The sequence below is a fragment of the Lipingzhangella halophila genome, from assembly GCF_014203805.1.
Lineage (GTDB): Bacteria > Actinomycetota > Actinomycetes > Streptosporangiales > Streptosporangiaceae > Lipingzhangella > Lipingzhangella halophila.
Genome location: NZ_JACHJT010000001.1, coordinates 4,504,594 through 4,519,326 on the forward strand (window position 1 = coordinate 4,504,594; position 14,733 = coordinate 4,519,326).

Genomic DNA, 14,733 nt, shown 5'->3' on the forward strand with positions numbered 1-14,733 from the left:
GACGTTTTCCAGTCAACGGCGCGCGGGGCACACAACTCAATGACGCCAAGTGAGGGCGACATTGCCCCTCAGGGCAATGTCGCGATCGGTTGGGCCGGGCTAGTCTCGGGTCACCCCTTGTCGGAGGTGCCCATGCCGCCGATCAGTCGCCGACGCCGGGCCGAACTCGCCCGTGCCGCTGCCCGAATCCGTATTGAGGGCCAGCGCTCCGGACGCAGCGTAGAAGCCGTCGCCGCAGAGATCACTCGGCTCCTACCCGAGATGCATCCGCTTCAGGGGTGGCGGCTCGCCTATGGATGGACGCGCCGCCAACTGGCCGACGCCGTCTCTGAGGCACTGCGCGCCCGCGGGCAGGCCGACCCCGGACTCAGCGAAGCACGCATCTGCCGATGGGAGCACAACGGGGTCACCCCAAGCTCCGACTACACCGCCGCCTTGGCCGATGTCTTCGCCATCTCTCCGGTATGCCTCGGTGTGGCCGGGCAAGATTGGTACGGTCGGCCTCACCCACGCGAGCAGGGAGTGCCCATGGCCAACCATGCGCCGCTGAAGGCGGTGACCGACAGCATCGCGCTGCAGATGGAGGTCGAGGGCCCCGCCGGTGGATCGCAGACCCGCGAGCACGTTCACCGCGCGCTGGACTACTACGCCACCCACTACGGCAACCACCCGCCCACCGTCATGGGCGCCGAAGTCCACCGCTGCCGCAGCCTGGTCGTGGGCATGCTCGCCCGACCACAGACCGACCGCGACCGCACGGAGCTACGCACCCTGGCCGGATGGCTGTCCGCACTGCTGGGCGACTTCGCTTTCTCCGCCTCTGACTACCCTGGCGCTCACATCCATCTAGGAACCGGCGCTCGCCTGGGGACCGACGGGGGAGATATGCACCTGGCCGGTTGGAGCGTAGGCGCCCAGTCCATGGTGACGGCGTTCCAGGGACGCGACACCGACGCTTTGGAACTTGCCGCCCAGGCGAGCGAGCTGGCCTCGGGGGCGCTCCAGCAGGCCCAAATCGCCGCCTGGTGCGAACTGCGCCCCTTGGCCCGGATGGGCCTTGAACGAGAGGCCCGCGACGCCGCCCGCCGAGCCCAGCTGCGCATGGACGCAGCAGAAGAGGACCGGGCAAACCGGTGGGGTTTCGATGCCGCTGAGATGCACCAGCATCTGGGCGAAGCGCACCTGACCCTGGGAGATCCCGCCGCGGCGCGCCAGCACGCGGAGACGGCCCGAGGACTCAAACGGATTGGCTCCGGCGGATGGGCCGCGGCCACAGCGATCCTGGCACGCACGGCCGCCGCCGAACATGACGCCAACGGCGCGTGCTCCTTGGCCAACTCGATCCTCGACACCGTGCCCCCGCCCTCGTTGCGGGAGACAACCAGGCGGCGCCTACACGCCCTGCACGGGGACCTAGCCGTCGATTCTCGCCCTGGCCCGATCGTTCGATCCCTGGCCGACCACCTCCACTCACTTCCCGCTCACGCCCCAATCCAGCAATCCAGCCCCGAACCCAATGGCAGCTGAGTGGAGTGCGTTCCTGACCGACGTCCAAGCCGACCGAGTGGATACCACCGTGCAGATGTGGGTCTGCGCCCACGGCGACCTGCACTGGAACAACGTCACCGCCCCCGGATGCGTGCTGCTGGACTGGGAGGGATGGGGTATGGCCCCTCTCGGCTACGACGCGGCCACGCTGTACTGTCACAGCCTTCTCGTGCCCGACGTGGCCGCCAGGGTGCGTGAGGAGTTCACCGACGTCCTCGACACGCCCGACGGGGTGCGCTCTCAGCTCCTGGTGATCGCGCGGATGCTGCAACGCTCCGTGCACGGCGACTATCCTGCACTGGTCGCCCTGTTGCACCGTCTGGCCGATGACCTGCTGACTCGAAGGTGACCCGCACGTGCTGATCCAACGCCTCCACGTCTCGGATGACCGTCTCGGCGGGGACGCCCCGGACCCCCAAGAGTGGCCCTACACCATCCCCGCGATCGGCCAGCTCCTCCATGAGGGACTGGAGTTCACGCAGCCAGTGACGTTCTTGGTGGGCGAGAACGGGTCCGGCAAGTCCACATTGATCGAGGCGGTCGCCGAAGCCTACGGCATCAACGCCCGCGGCGGCCGGGGAAGCCAGACCCGCAAAACACCAGTGCAGGAGCGCTCCCCGCTCGGACAGCACCTAGAACTCGACCTCACCGCCCAGGGGGCGAAGTACGCCGCGAACCGCAAGTTGAAGAAGCGCAGCTACTTCCTGCGCGCTGAAACCGCCTTCGACTTCATCAACTACGTCTCCTCGTTCGAGTACATCCTGCCCGGCTACTGGCAGGAGGACCTACGCGTACGCAGCCACGGCGAGGGCTACCTCACCGTGCTGCGCACCATCCTCTCCGAGCCGGGGCTGTACCTGATGGATGAACCCGAGGCTGCCCTGTCCTTCATGAGCTGCCTGCAACTGGTGGGACTGCTGCACGAAGCCGGCGAAGGAGGCGCGCAGATCATCTGCGCCACACACTCCCCCATCCTCGCCGCGACGCCCGAGGCCGACATCATCGAGTTCACCGACACCGGGGCACACCACACCACCTGGGACAAGCTCGAACTCGTCGACCACTGGCGGCGCTACCTCGCCAAACCCGAGAAGTACCTGCGTCACCTCGTCGACGAATGACCGCAGGCTACTCCGGCGACGGTAATCCGGCGGCCGTGTTGTGCCAGGAGAACGACCGAAGTCGGTCAATGTCGGTGGGTGTCGTCGTGCGTCACACGTGCACCACGGCATCCCGCTAACAACCGACACCGAACGACAGCCACCGGCAGAAAATCCAGGTCAGAACACATATCGGCGCCCTGACCTGGTCCGCTGGAAAGCCTGAGAGAGATGCTCCAGTCCCGCGAGTGAGGAAAGAATGCCTGAATCGTCCCGCAGGGAATCTACTCCGCCTCGGCGACGGCGACCAGGCACAGAGCGCGGGGTCAGGAGGGCTGCTTGCCGGTGCCGTTGCACAACTGGCACGGCTCCCACACGACCTCACCGTCATGCGACCGTTGGACGACCTTCTTGCCACCGCAACCGGAGCAGTTCACTTCCTTCTCGTGCTTACGCATCAGCCCTCCATCTGCGATATGTGGTTGTCGGGGGCATCCAGCCACACCTGCTGACCCTGAGGGGTGACGGTCACCCCGAACCGGGCACAGTCCGGAACCCCCTCGGCCTCCCACACCTCGTGCAGCCGATTCACCTCACCAGGGTCGACACGTTGGGTGTCCAGCGGCATGAAGTGCGCCGGCCCCACGAACCGGCCACAGGCGGTGCCGTCCTCGCCGACCGTGAGCACGGCCAGAGGGCCGTCGGGGTGGAACGTCGGCGCCCACGGGACGACCAACACCCCGCCGGGACGGGTTTGGGCCACCCACGCATACGGCAGGGTGTGCACGGCGGCGGTCGCGACCACCCGGTCATACGGGGCACCTGGGGGGTGCCCGTGAGCTCCGTCGCCGGTAACCACATCCACGTGAAACCCGGCCGTGTCCAGGGCGGCGCGGGCATGCTCGGCCAGCCCGGGTTCGCTCTCGACGCTGGTGACCATGCCTCCCCCGACGATGTAGGCCAGCAGGGCGGCGTTGTACCCAGTTCCGGTGCCGACCTCCAAGACCCGCATGCCCGGCTCCAAGTCGAGCGCGTCGAGCATGCGCGCCATAACCGGTCGGCCGCTACTGGAAGAGGTCGGCATCACGCCCCGCCCAGTGGCGGGGTCGCGCAGGTGTTCGGGTAGGCGCGGGTCGTAGCCGACGGCGGTGACCACCGCCTGGTCGGAGTCGACGAGCGCGCGCCACCGGTGTGGGTCGTCGTCACGGTGGAGCGGGACCAGCCACCCGGTGTCCTCGCTACGCACATAAATCGTGCCGGGGATGAACGGTTCACGGTCGACAGCGGCGACCGTTTTCTCTCCGGGGGTCATGCGCTTTCAGGGGCGTGTCGACTCATCAGGTTCTCCTGCAGTCGGGGCACTACACCGTGACGGTAACCTGGCGACCGCGCAGTGTCAGGAGAACGGCCGGAGACGGCCACAGCTCCCTGGCGGCCTCGCTGCAGGCCCGTCTGGGCGTGCCCATTGAGCGAGTTGGGCGCTGATCTTGAGGATTCCGTTCCTTTGTAGCGCGGTAAAGGAACGGAATCCTCAAGATCGCCAATGAGCAACGCCGGGGATGGTGCCACGGACACCCTCACCGCGCCCGGGGCCGAGCACCTACCAATGCCCTCACTCGGGTCCGTCCGAGGACAGCAACCCCAGGCGCATGGCCTTGGTGACCGCGGCGGTGCGGTCGGAGACGTCGAGCTTGGTGTAAGCGCCCATCAGGTGGGTCTTGACGGTGGTGCCGCTGATGAACAGTTTCCGCCCGATCTCGGCGTTGCTGCATCCGTCGGCGGCCAAGCGCAGCACCTCGACCTCGCGCTCGGTGAGCTGCGGAGCCTCGCGCCGCTCCCGTATGCCGGAGACGAGCTTTCCGGCGACGGCGGGGGCCAGCACCGTCTCCCCGCGCATCGCCGTACGCACTGCCTGGGCCAGCTCCGCCCGCGGGGTGTCCTTGAGCAGGTATCCGGCCGCGCCTGCCTCCACGGCGCGCAGGATGTCGGTGTCGGTGTCGTAGGTGGTCAGCACCAGCACCCGGCAGTCGGGGGAATGCCGCAGGATCCGCTCGGTCGCCCCCACCCCGTCCCCGCCCGGCATCCGCAGATCCATCAGCACCACATCGGGGGCGAGGCTCTCGGCGGCGGTGACGGCCTCCTGGCTGGAGGCGGCCTCCCCCACCACCTCCAGGTCGTCCTCGGCGGAGAGCATGGCGCGGACCCCTTCCCGCACCAGGGGGTGATCGTCCACGAGTAGGACGCGGATCATGGCACGGCCTCCTTCGCCCCGGGTAGGGGCAGCTCGATGTGGATGCGGGTGCCCCGGCCCGGTGCGCTGTCCACCAGGCACGTCCCGCCCAGCGCCTCGGCACGGTGGCGGAGGTTGCCCAGCCCGTGCCCGTTGGGGGCGGCGGCGGGGACGAACCCGCGGCCGTCGTCCTCGACGGTCAGGCGTAGCTCGTCGGTGGAGTACTTCAGGAGCACCTGAACAGAGGTCGCCTCAGCGTGCTTGCGGATGTTGGCCAGGGCCTCCTGGGCCGCACGCACCAGGCCCACCTGTGCCTGCGGCGGCAGCGGCGTCGCCGCACCGAGCACGCGGATGCGGGCGTCGACGTCCAGTTCCTCGCCCAGGCGCGCCACGATGCGCCGCAGCGACTGTTCCAGGGAGTCCTCGTCCAGATGCGCCGGGGCGCGGCCCGCCACCAGGGCACGGGCTTCGCCGAGGTTCTCCTGGGCGGTCTCGCGCATCATCGCCACGTGGCGCCGCGCCGCGGAGGGATCCGAGTCCAGCTCGGACTCCACGGCTTGGGCGAGGGTGATGATGCTGGTGAAACCTTGGGCGAGGGTGTCGTGGATCTCGCGGGCCAGGTGCTCGCGCTCGGCCAGGGCCCCCGCCTCCTCGGACAGGCGGGCCACATCGGCCTGGCTGCGCTGCAGCTCGGCGATCAGTGTGGCCCGCTCCTCGCTCTGGGTCACCACCCGGAAGAGCCACGTGCCGAACCAGTGCGCGAATCCGATGACGAGCACGTACACCGCGAGTTGGAGGGGCAGCGAGGACCAGTCCGTGAGCCCCAGTCCGGCGCGGACCAGCTCGGGCACCACCAGCACGGCGGAGACGGCGGCGGTGCCGGAGGTGACGCCGCCGGTCATGTAGACCAGGGGCGATACCACGAACAACCCCACCGCGGCCGACGGGGAGACGACCACCACGGGCATGTAACAGGCGGTGACGCCGTAGACGAACAGCACCGCCGTGCGGGAGCCGTAGAGGTTGTCCTGGTCGCGCAGGATCCGCCGGCCGACGGTGAAGTGCAGCGCCAGGAGCACCCCCATCAACGGGATAGGGGCCCAGCGCCAACCGGGATCGCCATAGGTGACAGCGAGAGCCGTGGTGGCGCCCACACCGGCGGTGAAGAGGACGTGCCACAACCGGGACATCCCCGGATCGACGATGCCGGAGGCGTCGTCGATCCGGCCCTGCGACGGTGCGGGCATCAGCCGTCCTTCGCGGTCTTCCAGCGGAACGTCAGCAGGCACAGCACCAGCCCTACCACGCACCAGGCTCCGAGGGCACCGGCGACCAGGTGCAGGTCGAAACCACCGGAGGGTTCCATCACCGCGGCCGCTTCGGGGTAGAACGCCGCCCGCATGCCCTGGGCCATCCACTTGAGCGGGAACAGTGAGGCCGCGGTGAGCGCCCCTTCCGGTAGGATCGCGGCCGGCAAGAAGATCCCGGAGAGGAACTGCAGGACCAGGAACGGCACCACGACGATGCCGCTGGCGGCCTGCACGCTGCGCGCCGCGCTGCTGATGGCGATACCGAGGAAGGCGCAGGGCACCGTGCCCAGCACGAGCACCCAGGCGAAGGTGAGCCACCCTTCGACGCCGAGATGGAGATCGGCCCCATAGACCAGGCCGGCGACGGCCAGCAACAACGTCACCTGCCCCGCCGCCAGTGCCAGGACCAGGACGCTCTTACCGACGAAGTACGCGGCGGGCGGCATGGGGGTTCCCCGCAGGCGACGCAGGGTACCGTTACTGCGTTCGTTGGCGATGCCGATACCCAGGTTCTGGAAGCTGACCGACATCAACCCCATGGCGACCAGACCGGGCAGGTAGAACTCGGTGACGGACATCCCGCTCGGCGTCTCGGTGATGCCCTCGAAGATCGACGAGAACAGCACCAGGATGAGCGTCGGCAGGGAGAAGGTGAACACCACCGTCTCCCACTCGCGGAAGAACTCGCGGACCTCCAGGACCCCGCGGGAGGCGCCGATGCGCAGTGCCCCGGGCAACGGGGCGGTGGGCAGGGTGGTCGACTGGCTCATGTGGGCAGTTCCTCTCGGCTCTCAGCGGGGCTCTCCTGGGCGTCGGCGCCGGGCTCCTCGATCAGCCGGAGGTAGGTCTCCTCCAGGGTCGGGCGGTGCACACTGAGTTCGGGGATCTCACCGGGGAAGGTGGGCATCAGCTCGGCGACGACCCTGGTGGGCTCCGCGGTGCGGATCTGCTGGCGGTGGCCGTCGTCCGTCCAGGACACGGTGGCCAGGGCTTCGGCGCGTCCTCCGAGGGTGGCGGGCGTGCCGCGGGCCACGATGCGGCCCTTGCTGATAACGGCGACGCGGTCGGCCAGGGCCTCGGCCTCGTCCAGGTAGTGGGTGGTGAGCACGATGGTGGTGCCTTCGCCGGCCAGGTCGCGGATCAGGGTCCAGAACCGGCGGCGGGCCTCCGGGTCGAACCCGGTGGTGGGCTCGTCCAGGAACAGCAGCTCGGGACGGCCGACGATGCCCAGTGCGACGTCGAGGCGGCGGCTCTGCCCGCCGGACAGCGAACGCACCCGGGCCCGCGCCTTGTCGCCCAGGCCCACTCGTTCCAGGACCTCCTCGGGGGCCCAGCTTTCGGGGTAGTAGCCGGCGAAGTGCCGTACGACGTCGAGGGGGGTCAGCGGGGAGCCCTCAACCCGGTGTTGCCAGACGATGCCGATGCGCGCCCGCCAGGACCTTCCGGCCGTGCCGGGGTCGGCTCCCAGCACGTGGACCTCGCCGGCATCGCGGTGGCGGAACCCCTCCAGGATCTCCACAGCGGTGGACTTTCCGGCCCCGTTCGGCCCCAGGAGGGCGAACACCTCACCAGCGGAGATGTCGAGGTCGATGCCGTCCACGGCGGTGGTTGAGCCGTAGCTCTTGCGTAGCCCTCGGGCCGAGACCGCGGTCCCCTCCCGGTGGGAGGAGGCGGAGTACGTGGTATCCATGCCTTCGACCTTTTCAAGCCGAAGCAGGGGCGCGCGTCGACCGGCCGGGCTCGCCCGCCTCCTCCGTTCGGAGGAGGCGGGCCTCCTGCCGGCGGCCGGCGCACCGGTGTCCAGCGGCCCAGCCCCGAACCCCACAGCCGTAAAACGGCCGCTCGTCCTATCCCCTCAGCCTCGGGGCAACACCCGACTTGGCTCGTCAACCCATATCCGGTGTTCCCCATCAGCGGTCACGGTCAGCCCGAGCCGGCCCCATCCGGGGCGGTCGGCGTTATCCCACCACCGGTAGGCGGCCTCGACCTCGTCCCACAGCCGGCGCGGCCCGGACTGGTGCACGTCGGCCTCCTCGTCGCCGGTGTATCGCACCAGCGCCCACGAACGGTCCGTCAGCCCGAAGAACCACACGTTGACCTCGTCGCCCTGGTCGTGAACGCCGTGGGCACAGTCGGGCACCAGCAGCCCCAAGGCGAACTCCACGAGCCCATACGGGTCGCCGGACGTGACCACGCCCAACGGAAGGGTCGTGGTCGATGTCTCACCGGGCCAGTCGGTGACGTACTCTTCGTGCCGGGGCCAGGACAGTCGCTGATCACGCGCTTTCATGAACTGGGCGGGTCTGACGAGCGGCCCGGACGCGGACGCGCCGTCGTCGGCGACGACCAGGCGGGCCAGGGCATCCCGCACGCTGTAGTCGGTGCCCCACGGGGCGAGGATGATGCCGCCCGGCCGGGTCTGCTCGATCCACGCGGGCGAGACACGGCGCGTGCCGTAGGTGACGATCACCCGGTCGTAGGGCGCGCCGGCCAAGCAGCCCGCCGCGCCGTCGCCGGTGACCAGCGTCGGCGAGTACCCGGCGCGGATCAGGTTGGTCCGCGCCCGCGTGGCGACCTGCTCGTCGAGCTCGACCGTGGTCACGTTCTCCGAGTCCAGGCGAGATGACAGGAGTGCGGCGTTCCATCCGGTGCCGGTGCCGACCTCCAGCACCCGCATACCCGGGTAGACGTCGAGATCACGCAACATGCGGAACACGATGGATGGCATCGACGCCGAAGAGGTATACAGATAGCCGGGGTCGGTACCCTCGTGCTGCCCGTCGTCCCACTGGATCGTGATCGGGGCGTCCGCTTCAGCCCACCGATTCCAGGCGTCGGGGTCGTCGCGCCGATCCACGGTGACGGTCTGCCCGGTGTCGGGATCGAACGGCCACACGAGATCGGGCAGGAACAACGACCGTGGGACGGCCTGAAACGCGCCTGCCCACGCCGGGGTGAGTACCCCGGCGTCGAGCAGGCACTTCTCAAGCTCGGCCAGGTCGTCGGTCACTTCTCGTGCCTGCCGGGTGGTGGCCCCCCATCAGGGCTCGGCGGAATGGGTTCGGGCGCCGGCTGGGGTGGCGGCTGCTGGGGCCCCTCGTGCTTGCTCACGAGTCCTCCTGTAGTCGGGGACACTACATCGCGACGGTAACCCGGTGACCGCGCAGTGTCAGGAAAACGACCGAACACGGCCACAGATCCCTGGCGGCCTCGCGCGGGCCCGTCTGGGCGTGCCCCACCAGCGGCACACCGCCAACCGGTGGAGTCTCCCGACGACATCAACGAACTCCACACCCGCACCGGGGACACCGGAACCGGCCACCCCCGGCACCCCTAGATCGCCAGCAGCGTCTTACCCACGGTCGTGCGCCCCTCCAGCGCTGCGTGCGCCTCGCTCGCCCGGTCCAGCTCGAAGGTCTGGCCGATCACGGGTGTGATCCGGCCCGCCGCGACCAGCTCCAGCGCCCGCGCGACCAGGCGCCTGCGCGAGTCGCCGGTCTCGGCGGGCAGGTCGAGGAGGCCCGTCACGCGCACGCCGCGGCGCTCCGCCTCCGCGGGGTCGACGTCGGCGAAGCTACCGCTGCCGGAGCCGTAGCTCACCATGCGACCACCGTCCGCCACGGCCTCGAACGCCTGGCGGCCGAGCTCGCCCCCTGCTCCGTCGTAGACCACCGCCGGCCCGTGCCCGCCCGTGATCCGGCGCACCCGCTCCTGCCAGTCGGGTTCGGAGTAGTCGACCGCGAACTCCGCGCCCTGTTCGCGCACGAACTCCAGTTTGCGCTGGCCGCGGGCGGCACCGATGACCCGTGCTCCCGCGGCGCGCGCGAGCTGCACGAGCAGGCTGCCCCCACCGCCGGCCGCCGCCGCGACCAGCACCCAGGAGTCGGCCTCGACCGGGGCGGCGTCGGAAACCATCAGCGCGAGGGGGCCATCGTGCAGCGTCACCAGAGCCTCCTGGGGTCCGGCCCCGTCGGGCAGCGGGATTAGCGACGTGACCGGCACCGCGGCCCGTTCGGCGTATCCGCCCGTGGGCCCCGCCGTCCGTCCGGTTTCGGGGTCGATCTCGCCCGTCTCGGTGAGGACCCGTGTTCCCACCAGGTCAGCGTCCACCCCGTCACCGACCGCGGCCACCCGCCCGGAAATCCCGGAGCCCGGGACGTAGGGCGGCTCTATCGGGAAGTAGTCCGTGCCCCACCCGCTGCGCAGCAACGTGTCGAGGTAGAGGACGTCGGCGGCGACGGCCTCGACAACAACCTCTCCGGGCCCGGCCGCCGGATCGGGCACCTCGGTGGGCTCCAGGACCTCCGGGTCGCCGAACTTTCGCACCTGAACCGCGCGCATATCGACCGTTCCTCTCAACGTTGGGACCGGGAATCTCCACGGCCACGTGAGACAGCCTGTTACCTCAACCAAGGTTTAGGTCAACCGGTCAGCCCCGATGGTGTGCCGCTCGCCTACCGGCGGGCCCCGTACTGTGTCCGGCGTGGCGCGCGCCGATCCGGGCGTCCCGCCGCACGGGAGACCACCGCGAACCCGGGCGCGAGTCCGGGGCTTCTTTTCGGAGGGGTGTGATGGCCGTGGACGAGCTGCCCGCCGAGGTGGATATCGCTGTTGTCGGTGCCGGGCTGATGGGGTCGGCCGCCGCATGGGCCGCCACCCGCCGCGGCCACTCGGTGGCGCTGCTGGAGCAGTTCTCCCTCGGGCACGACCACGGTAGCTCGCACGGCAGCGCGCGCATCGTCCGCCGCGCCTACGCCGATCCGCTGTATGTGCGCATGACCGGCCGGGCGTTCGCGTTGTGGCGGGAGCTGGAGCGCGACTCCGGGCAGCCGCTGCTCCGGATCACCGGCGGGCTCGACCACGGCGAGCCGTGGCACACCGATGGGATCGCCGCCGCGCTGGCCGAGGCCGGCGTGCCGCACGAGCTGCTCGCCGCCGAGGAGGCGCAGCGCCGGTGGCCGGGGATGCGCTTCGAGGGGCGGGTGGTGTTCCACCCCGAAGCCGGAACCGTGGACGCCGCCCGCGCGATGGACGCGTTCGTCGCCTGCGCGCGGCGGCGCGGCGCGTCGGTACACCCCGAATCGCCGGTCCAGCGGGTCTCCATCGCGGGCGGCCGGGCCCGGGTGGAGACCGGCGGCGGCGCGGTCACCGCCCACCGCGTGGTGGCGGCCTGCGGGGCGTGGACCGCGGACCTGCTGGCCGGGCTGGTCCCGCTGCCCGAGCTGACCGTCACCCAGCAGCAGGTGTTCCACTTTCCGCGGCGCGACTTCGGCGCCGACTGGCCGACGGCGGTGCACGAAGGAGCGGCGGCGCACACCTACAACCTGCCCGGTGGACGCGACGGCGGGCCCGGTGACGGGCGCAAGCTCGCCGAGTATCTGGCCCCGGACGGCGAGCCGACCGCGCCCGGGGACCGCAGTGGGGTGGTCTCCCCGGCGGCCCGCGACCGGGTCACCGACTATGTCCGCGAGTGGCTGCCCGGCCTCGCGCCCACACCGTTCAACGAGGCGACCTGCCTGTACACCTCCACATCGGGGGCGGACTTCGTACTGGACCGGACCGGCCCCGTGGTGGTCTGCTCACCGTGCTCCGGCCACGGCGCGAAGTTCGCGCCCCTGATCGGCGAGGTAGCGGCGGACCTCGCCGACGGCGGCCAGCCGCCCGACCCCAGGTTCACACTCGCCGCCCACTCCTCGACGTGAGTGGGCGCGCGGAGCACGGCGGAGTTGCCGCTGGAGCCGGTGCAAGGGCTGGGACCGCGGCGCGCCCTCGCGTACCTGCGCGGGGTACGGCAGCGCCGCGCTGGTGCCCGCGGCGTTGCGCGGACAAGGTTCCGCAAGCCCCGGGGCGCCTCAACCGGACGAACGCTGGGTTCCGGGGACGGTGAGCCCGGTTTCGTAGGCGAGGATGACGATCTGCACCCGGTCCCGGAGCCCGAGCTTGCGCAGGATCCTGCCGACATAGGTCTTGACCGTGGTGTCGGCCAGAGTGAAGCGGTCAGCGATCTCGCCGTTGGTCATCCCCTCAGCGATCGCGGACATGATCTCGGCCTCACGCGGGGTCAACTCCGCGAGCCCTGGGACGGGTTCCCGGCGCTCCCGCCCCGCTTGGCGGACGGAGGCGTTTTCCGAGGGGGACGGCCAGGACTGTTCCAGCAGTTTCCTGGTGATGCGCGGCGTGATCACCGCGTCGCCAGCGGCGATGGCGCGAATAGCGTCAAGGAGCTCGGCGGGTCTGACGTCCTTGAGGAGGAAACCGCTCGCCCCCGCCCGGAGCCCGTCGAAGGCGTACTCGTCGATATCGAAGGTGGTCAGGATGAGGACGCGGCAGCCCGGATACTGGGAGGTGATGCGCCCGGTCGCCTCGATCCCGTCCATGGTGGGCATCCGGACATCCATCAGGACCACGTCCGGTGCGAGGCGCCGAGCCTGGGCTATGGCCGCCTGACCGTTGTCCGCGGAGCCGACGACCGCAAGCCCGGGGTCAGAGGCGAGCGTCATGCGAAACCCCATGAGTGTCAGTTCGTGGTCGTCCACGAGAAGGACCCGGATCGCGTTCATGGCTCTCCATCGGTGGGTTCCGGTGAGCGGAGGTCGGCGTAGACGTACCAGCCGCCCGCGGGTGCGGGCCCGGCGGTCGCGGATCCGTGCTGGAGGACGGCGCGCTCCTGCATCCCGAGCAGCCCCTGGCCAGAACCGCGGGTGGGTACCTCGGGTGTCCGGCCGTCGTCGCGAACGAAGATCTCCGTTCTGCCGGGACCGTGGGTGACGCGCACATCGATCCTGGTGGGAGCGTCGGCGTGCCGGAGCGTGTTGGTGACGGCCTCCTGCACAATCCGTTGCGCGCCCGTCCGGAGACTGTGTCCGGTCGGCGGTTCTCCGCTCTCGCTGCACTCCACGTGCAGTCCCGTGGCTCTGGCGGTGTCGAGCGGTTTGGCCAGCCAGTCCTGGGCGGACTGGGGCGTGCGGGGAGCAGTGTGCTCCTCGTACCCCGTGCTGCTGAGGACACTGCGGGTTTCGCTGAGCGCCTCGCGGGCGATCTCGCTGATATTACGGACACCCAGTCGCGCCTGTTCCGGATCACTCGTCAACGAGGCGTCAACCCCGTCGGAGAGGTTGACGATGGCGGTGAGGGTGTGCCCGACGATGTCGTGTATCTCCCTGGAGATACGGTTCCGTTCATCCGCCTGCGCCAGTCGCGTCCGCTGCTCCTGTTCCCGCTCCGCCTGCTCGGCGCGTTCGATGAGCGCGTCGATGTAGCGGCGGCGCAGCCCGACCAGTGCCCCCAGCAGCGCACTGAAGAGCTGCAGGACTGCCGTGATGATGAGAGCGGAGGAGAGCCCTCCGACGGTGCCGAGTCCGATCGTCGTGTCGACCAGGGTGAGCGCGGCGGTCGTGCTGGTCGCCGCACTCGCGAACGCGATGGCGGCGCCACGGGGACCCGTGCGCACACCCACGGTGTAGAGCATGATCGGTACCGCTGGGGTGATCAGTTGGCCGGTGACCACTCCCTGCACCAGGGTGAACCCGATCGACGCCGCCAGAACGCTCACGGGTCTGGTACGGCGGAGCAGCAGCAGGGCGGTGACCGCCGCGGTCACCGCGAGTCCCGCCCATCCGCGCCAGGGCTGCCCGGTCGCGATGAACAGCAAGTGCGCGCTGCCGACTGCCGTGGGGAGCAGGTACGCCCCCGCGACGGCGACGTCGACCAGGCGGGGATGCCGGTCCAGGAACCGGGTGGGCGGACGCTTCCAGAGCGCGGGTCCTGTCGTTTCGCGCACGTCGGTGGCGGCTCCCATCGGCTAGTACTCCCGCCGCTGCACGTACCGGGCCCCGGCGAGCGCGAATCCGACGACGAGCGCCAGGTTGACGGCCAGGAAGGCCATGGCCTCCGTCCCGGTGAAGGAGTCGAGCGCACGTACCCGCATACCCGCCCCGATCTGGGTGTAGGGAAAGACCGTCCCCAGGAAGGGGAAGACGACGGTGAGGATGAACCCGCCAATCGTCCCGAGCACACCGACTGTGACGGCGCTGGCGACACTCGCGGTACGAAGCGCGGCGTAGAACTGCACGAGAGCCACCGCGCAGGAACCGACCCAGCCGCCAAGGCCCCAGAGGACGAACCGCCCCACGAGCCCTGGGCCGGGGTCGAAGCCCAGCAGGATTCCCGTGGCGAGGAACAGTGCCAGGTAAAGGAGTTGGCACGCCCCGCAGAACAGCAGCAGTGAGGCGATCTTGCTCCGGTAGACGGGATTCACCGCGGCATCGTAGGAGGCCATTCTGCGCCAGTTGTGGTTCTCGTTCTCCACGCGAACCGCCATCGCGGCTCTGACGCTGATGACGATGGGCAGGCAGAAGAAGGCGAACAGCAGCCCCGACTGGCCCCAGAGCGCAAGCCAGGTCACGCCCTGTTCCTCGTAGACCAGCCGGTTGTTCAGGTAGTTCCGCACTCCGCTGGCCAGGTTGAGCGCGATGAGGAAAGTGAGTACGGCGTAGAGGATCCAGTTCCTTGTCGTCTTGATCCGCTCAATTGCGATTACGGCCAT

Annotated in this window: 15 protein-coding genes; 4 read left to right on the plus strand and 11 right to left on the minus strand. The window is 69.9% G+C overall.

Translation table 11 applies throughout. The features are described from left to right. The first annotated feature begins 132 nt into the window (after positions 1 to 132). The 3 genes from F4561_RS20655 to F4561_RS20665 are packed head-to-tail and all read left to right on the plus strand — an operon-like array spanning position 133 to position 2,669. The gene (locus F4561_RS20655) at positions 133 to 1,527 is read left to right on the plus strand and encodes a helix-turn-helix domain-containing protein (protein WP_184581016.1); all 1,395 of its coding nucleotides are present in this window, start codon (positions 133 to 135) and stop codon (positions 1,525 to 1,527) included. Then, positions 1,517 to 1,897 carry a phosphotransferase gene (locus F4561_RS20660; RefSeq protein ID WP_184581017.1) on the plus strand — a complete coding sequence of 127 codons (381 nt, stop codon included), beginning with the start codon at positions 1,517 to 1,519 and terminating at the stop codon, positions 1,895 to 1,897. Before F4561_RS20655 ends, F4561_RS20660 begins: the two co-directional genes overlap by 11 nt. Before the next feature lie 7 nt (positions 1,898 to 1,904). Continuing rightward, complete coding sequence (locus F4561_RS20665; RefSeq protein WP_312885399.1) at positions 1,905 to 2,669, plus strand: AAA family ATPase; 765 nt, start codon at positions 1,905 to 1,907, stop codon at positions 2,667 to 2,669. Between the two features lie 305 nt (positions 2,670 to 2,974). On the opposite strand, the gene F4561_RS33370 is transcribed toward F4561_RS20665, so the two are convergent. The 8 genes from F4561_RS33370 to F4561_RS20700 form a co-directional block, all read right to left on the minus strand. Continuing rightward, on the minus strand, positions 2,975 to 3,106 hold the full coding sequence (locus F4561_RS33370; protein ID WP_281384103.1) for a hypothetical protein: 132 nt from the start codon (positions 3,104 to 3,106) through the stop codon (positions 2,975 to 2,977). Beyond that, entirely contained in the window at positions 3,106 to 3,960 is an 855-nt protein-coding gene (locus tag F4561_RS20670) for a methyltransferase domain-containing protein (RefSeq protein ID WP_184581018.1), read from the minus strand. The genes F4561_RS33370 and F4561_RS20670 overlap by 1 nt, the downstream gene beginning before the upstream one ends. Before the next feature lie 300 nt (positions 3,961 to 4,260). Then, positions 4,261 to 4,899: a response regulator transcription factor gene (locus F4561_RS20675; protein WP_184581019.1), complete on the minus strand. Its 639-nt coding sequence runs from the start codon at positions 4,897 to 4,899 to the stop codon at positions 4,261 to 4,263. Next, positions 4,896 to 6,125, minus strand: coding sequence for a sensor histidine kinase (locus tag F4561_RS20680; protein ID WP_184581020.1), 1,230 nt, complete (start codon positions 6,123 to 6,125; stop codon positions 4,896 to 4,898). Before F4561_RS20680 ends, F4561_RS20675 begins: the two co-directional genes overlap by 4 nt. After that, positions 6,125 to 6,958: an ABC transporter permease gene (locus F4561_RS20685; protein WP_184581021.1), complete on the minus strand. Its 834-nt coding sequence runs from the start codon at positions 6,956 to 6,958 to the stop codon at positions 6,125 to 6,127. The genes F4561_RS20680 and F4561_RS20685 overlap by 1 nt, the downstream gene beginning before the upstream one ends. Next, positions 6,955 to 7,878, minus strand: coding sequence for an ABC transporter ATP-binding protein (locus F4561_RS20690; protein WP_184581022.1), 924 nt, complete (start codon positions 7,876 to 7,878; stop codon positions 6,955 to 6,957). The genes F4561_RS20685 and F4561_RS20690 overlap by 4 nt, the downstream gene beginning before the upstream one ends. 165 nt (positions 7,879 to 8,043) lie before the next feature. Beyond that, a complete protein-coding gene (locus tag F4561_RS20695) occupies positions 8,044 to 9,198 on the minus strand; it encodes a methyltransferase domain-containing protein (protein ID WP_184581023.1) in 1,155 nt (384 codons plus the stop codon). A gap of 323 nt (positions 9,199 to 9,521) precedes the next feature. Beyond that, on the minus strand, positions 9,522 to 10,529 hold the full coding sequence (locus F4561_RS20700) for a zinc-binding dehydrogenase (RefSeq protein WP_184581024.1): 1,008 nt from the start codon (positions 10,527 to 10,529) through the stop codon (positions 9,522 to 9,524). A gap of 230 nt (positions 10,530 to 10,759) precedes the next feature. Between F4561_RS20700 and F4561_RS20705 the strand changes: the two genes are divergently transcribed. Beyond that, complete coding sequence (locus tag F4561_RS20705) at positions 10,760 to 11,890, plus strand: FAD-dependent oxidoreductase (protein WP_221445565.1); 1,131 nt, start codon at positions 10,760 to 10,762, stop codon at positions 11,888 to 11,890. A gap of 150 nt (positions 11,891 to 12,040) precedes the next feature. On the opposite strand, the gene F4561_RS20710 is transcribed toward F4561_RS20705, so the two are convergent. Genes F4561_RS20710 through F4561_RS20720 form a run of 3 tightly spaced genes read right to left on the minus strand, consistent with a single transcriptional unit; the run spans position 12,041 to position 14,733 of the window. Further along, on the minus strand, positions 12,041 to 12,748 hold the full coding sequence (locus tag F4561_RS20710; RefSeq protein ID WP_184581025.1) for a response regulator: 708 nt from the start codon (positions 12,746 to 12,748) through the stop codon (positions 12,041 to 12,043). Further along, complete coding sequence (locus F4561_RS20715; RefSeq protein ID WP_184581026.1) at positions 12,745 to 13,968, minus strand: sensor histidine kinase; 1,224 nt, start codon at positions 13,966 to 13,968, stop codon at positions 12,745 to 12,747. The genes F4561_RS20710 and F4561_RS20715 overlap by 4 nt, the downstream gene beginning before the upstream one ends. A gap of 21 nt (positions 13,969 to 13,989) precedes the next feature. Beyond that, positions 13,990 to 14,733, minus strand: coding sequence for an ABC transporter permease (locus F4561_RS20720; protein WP_184581027.1), 744 nt, complete (start codon positions 14,731 to 14,733; stop codon positions 13,990 to 13,992).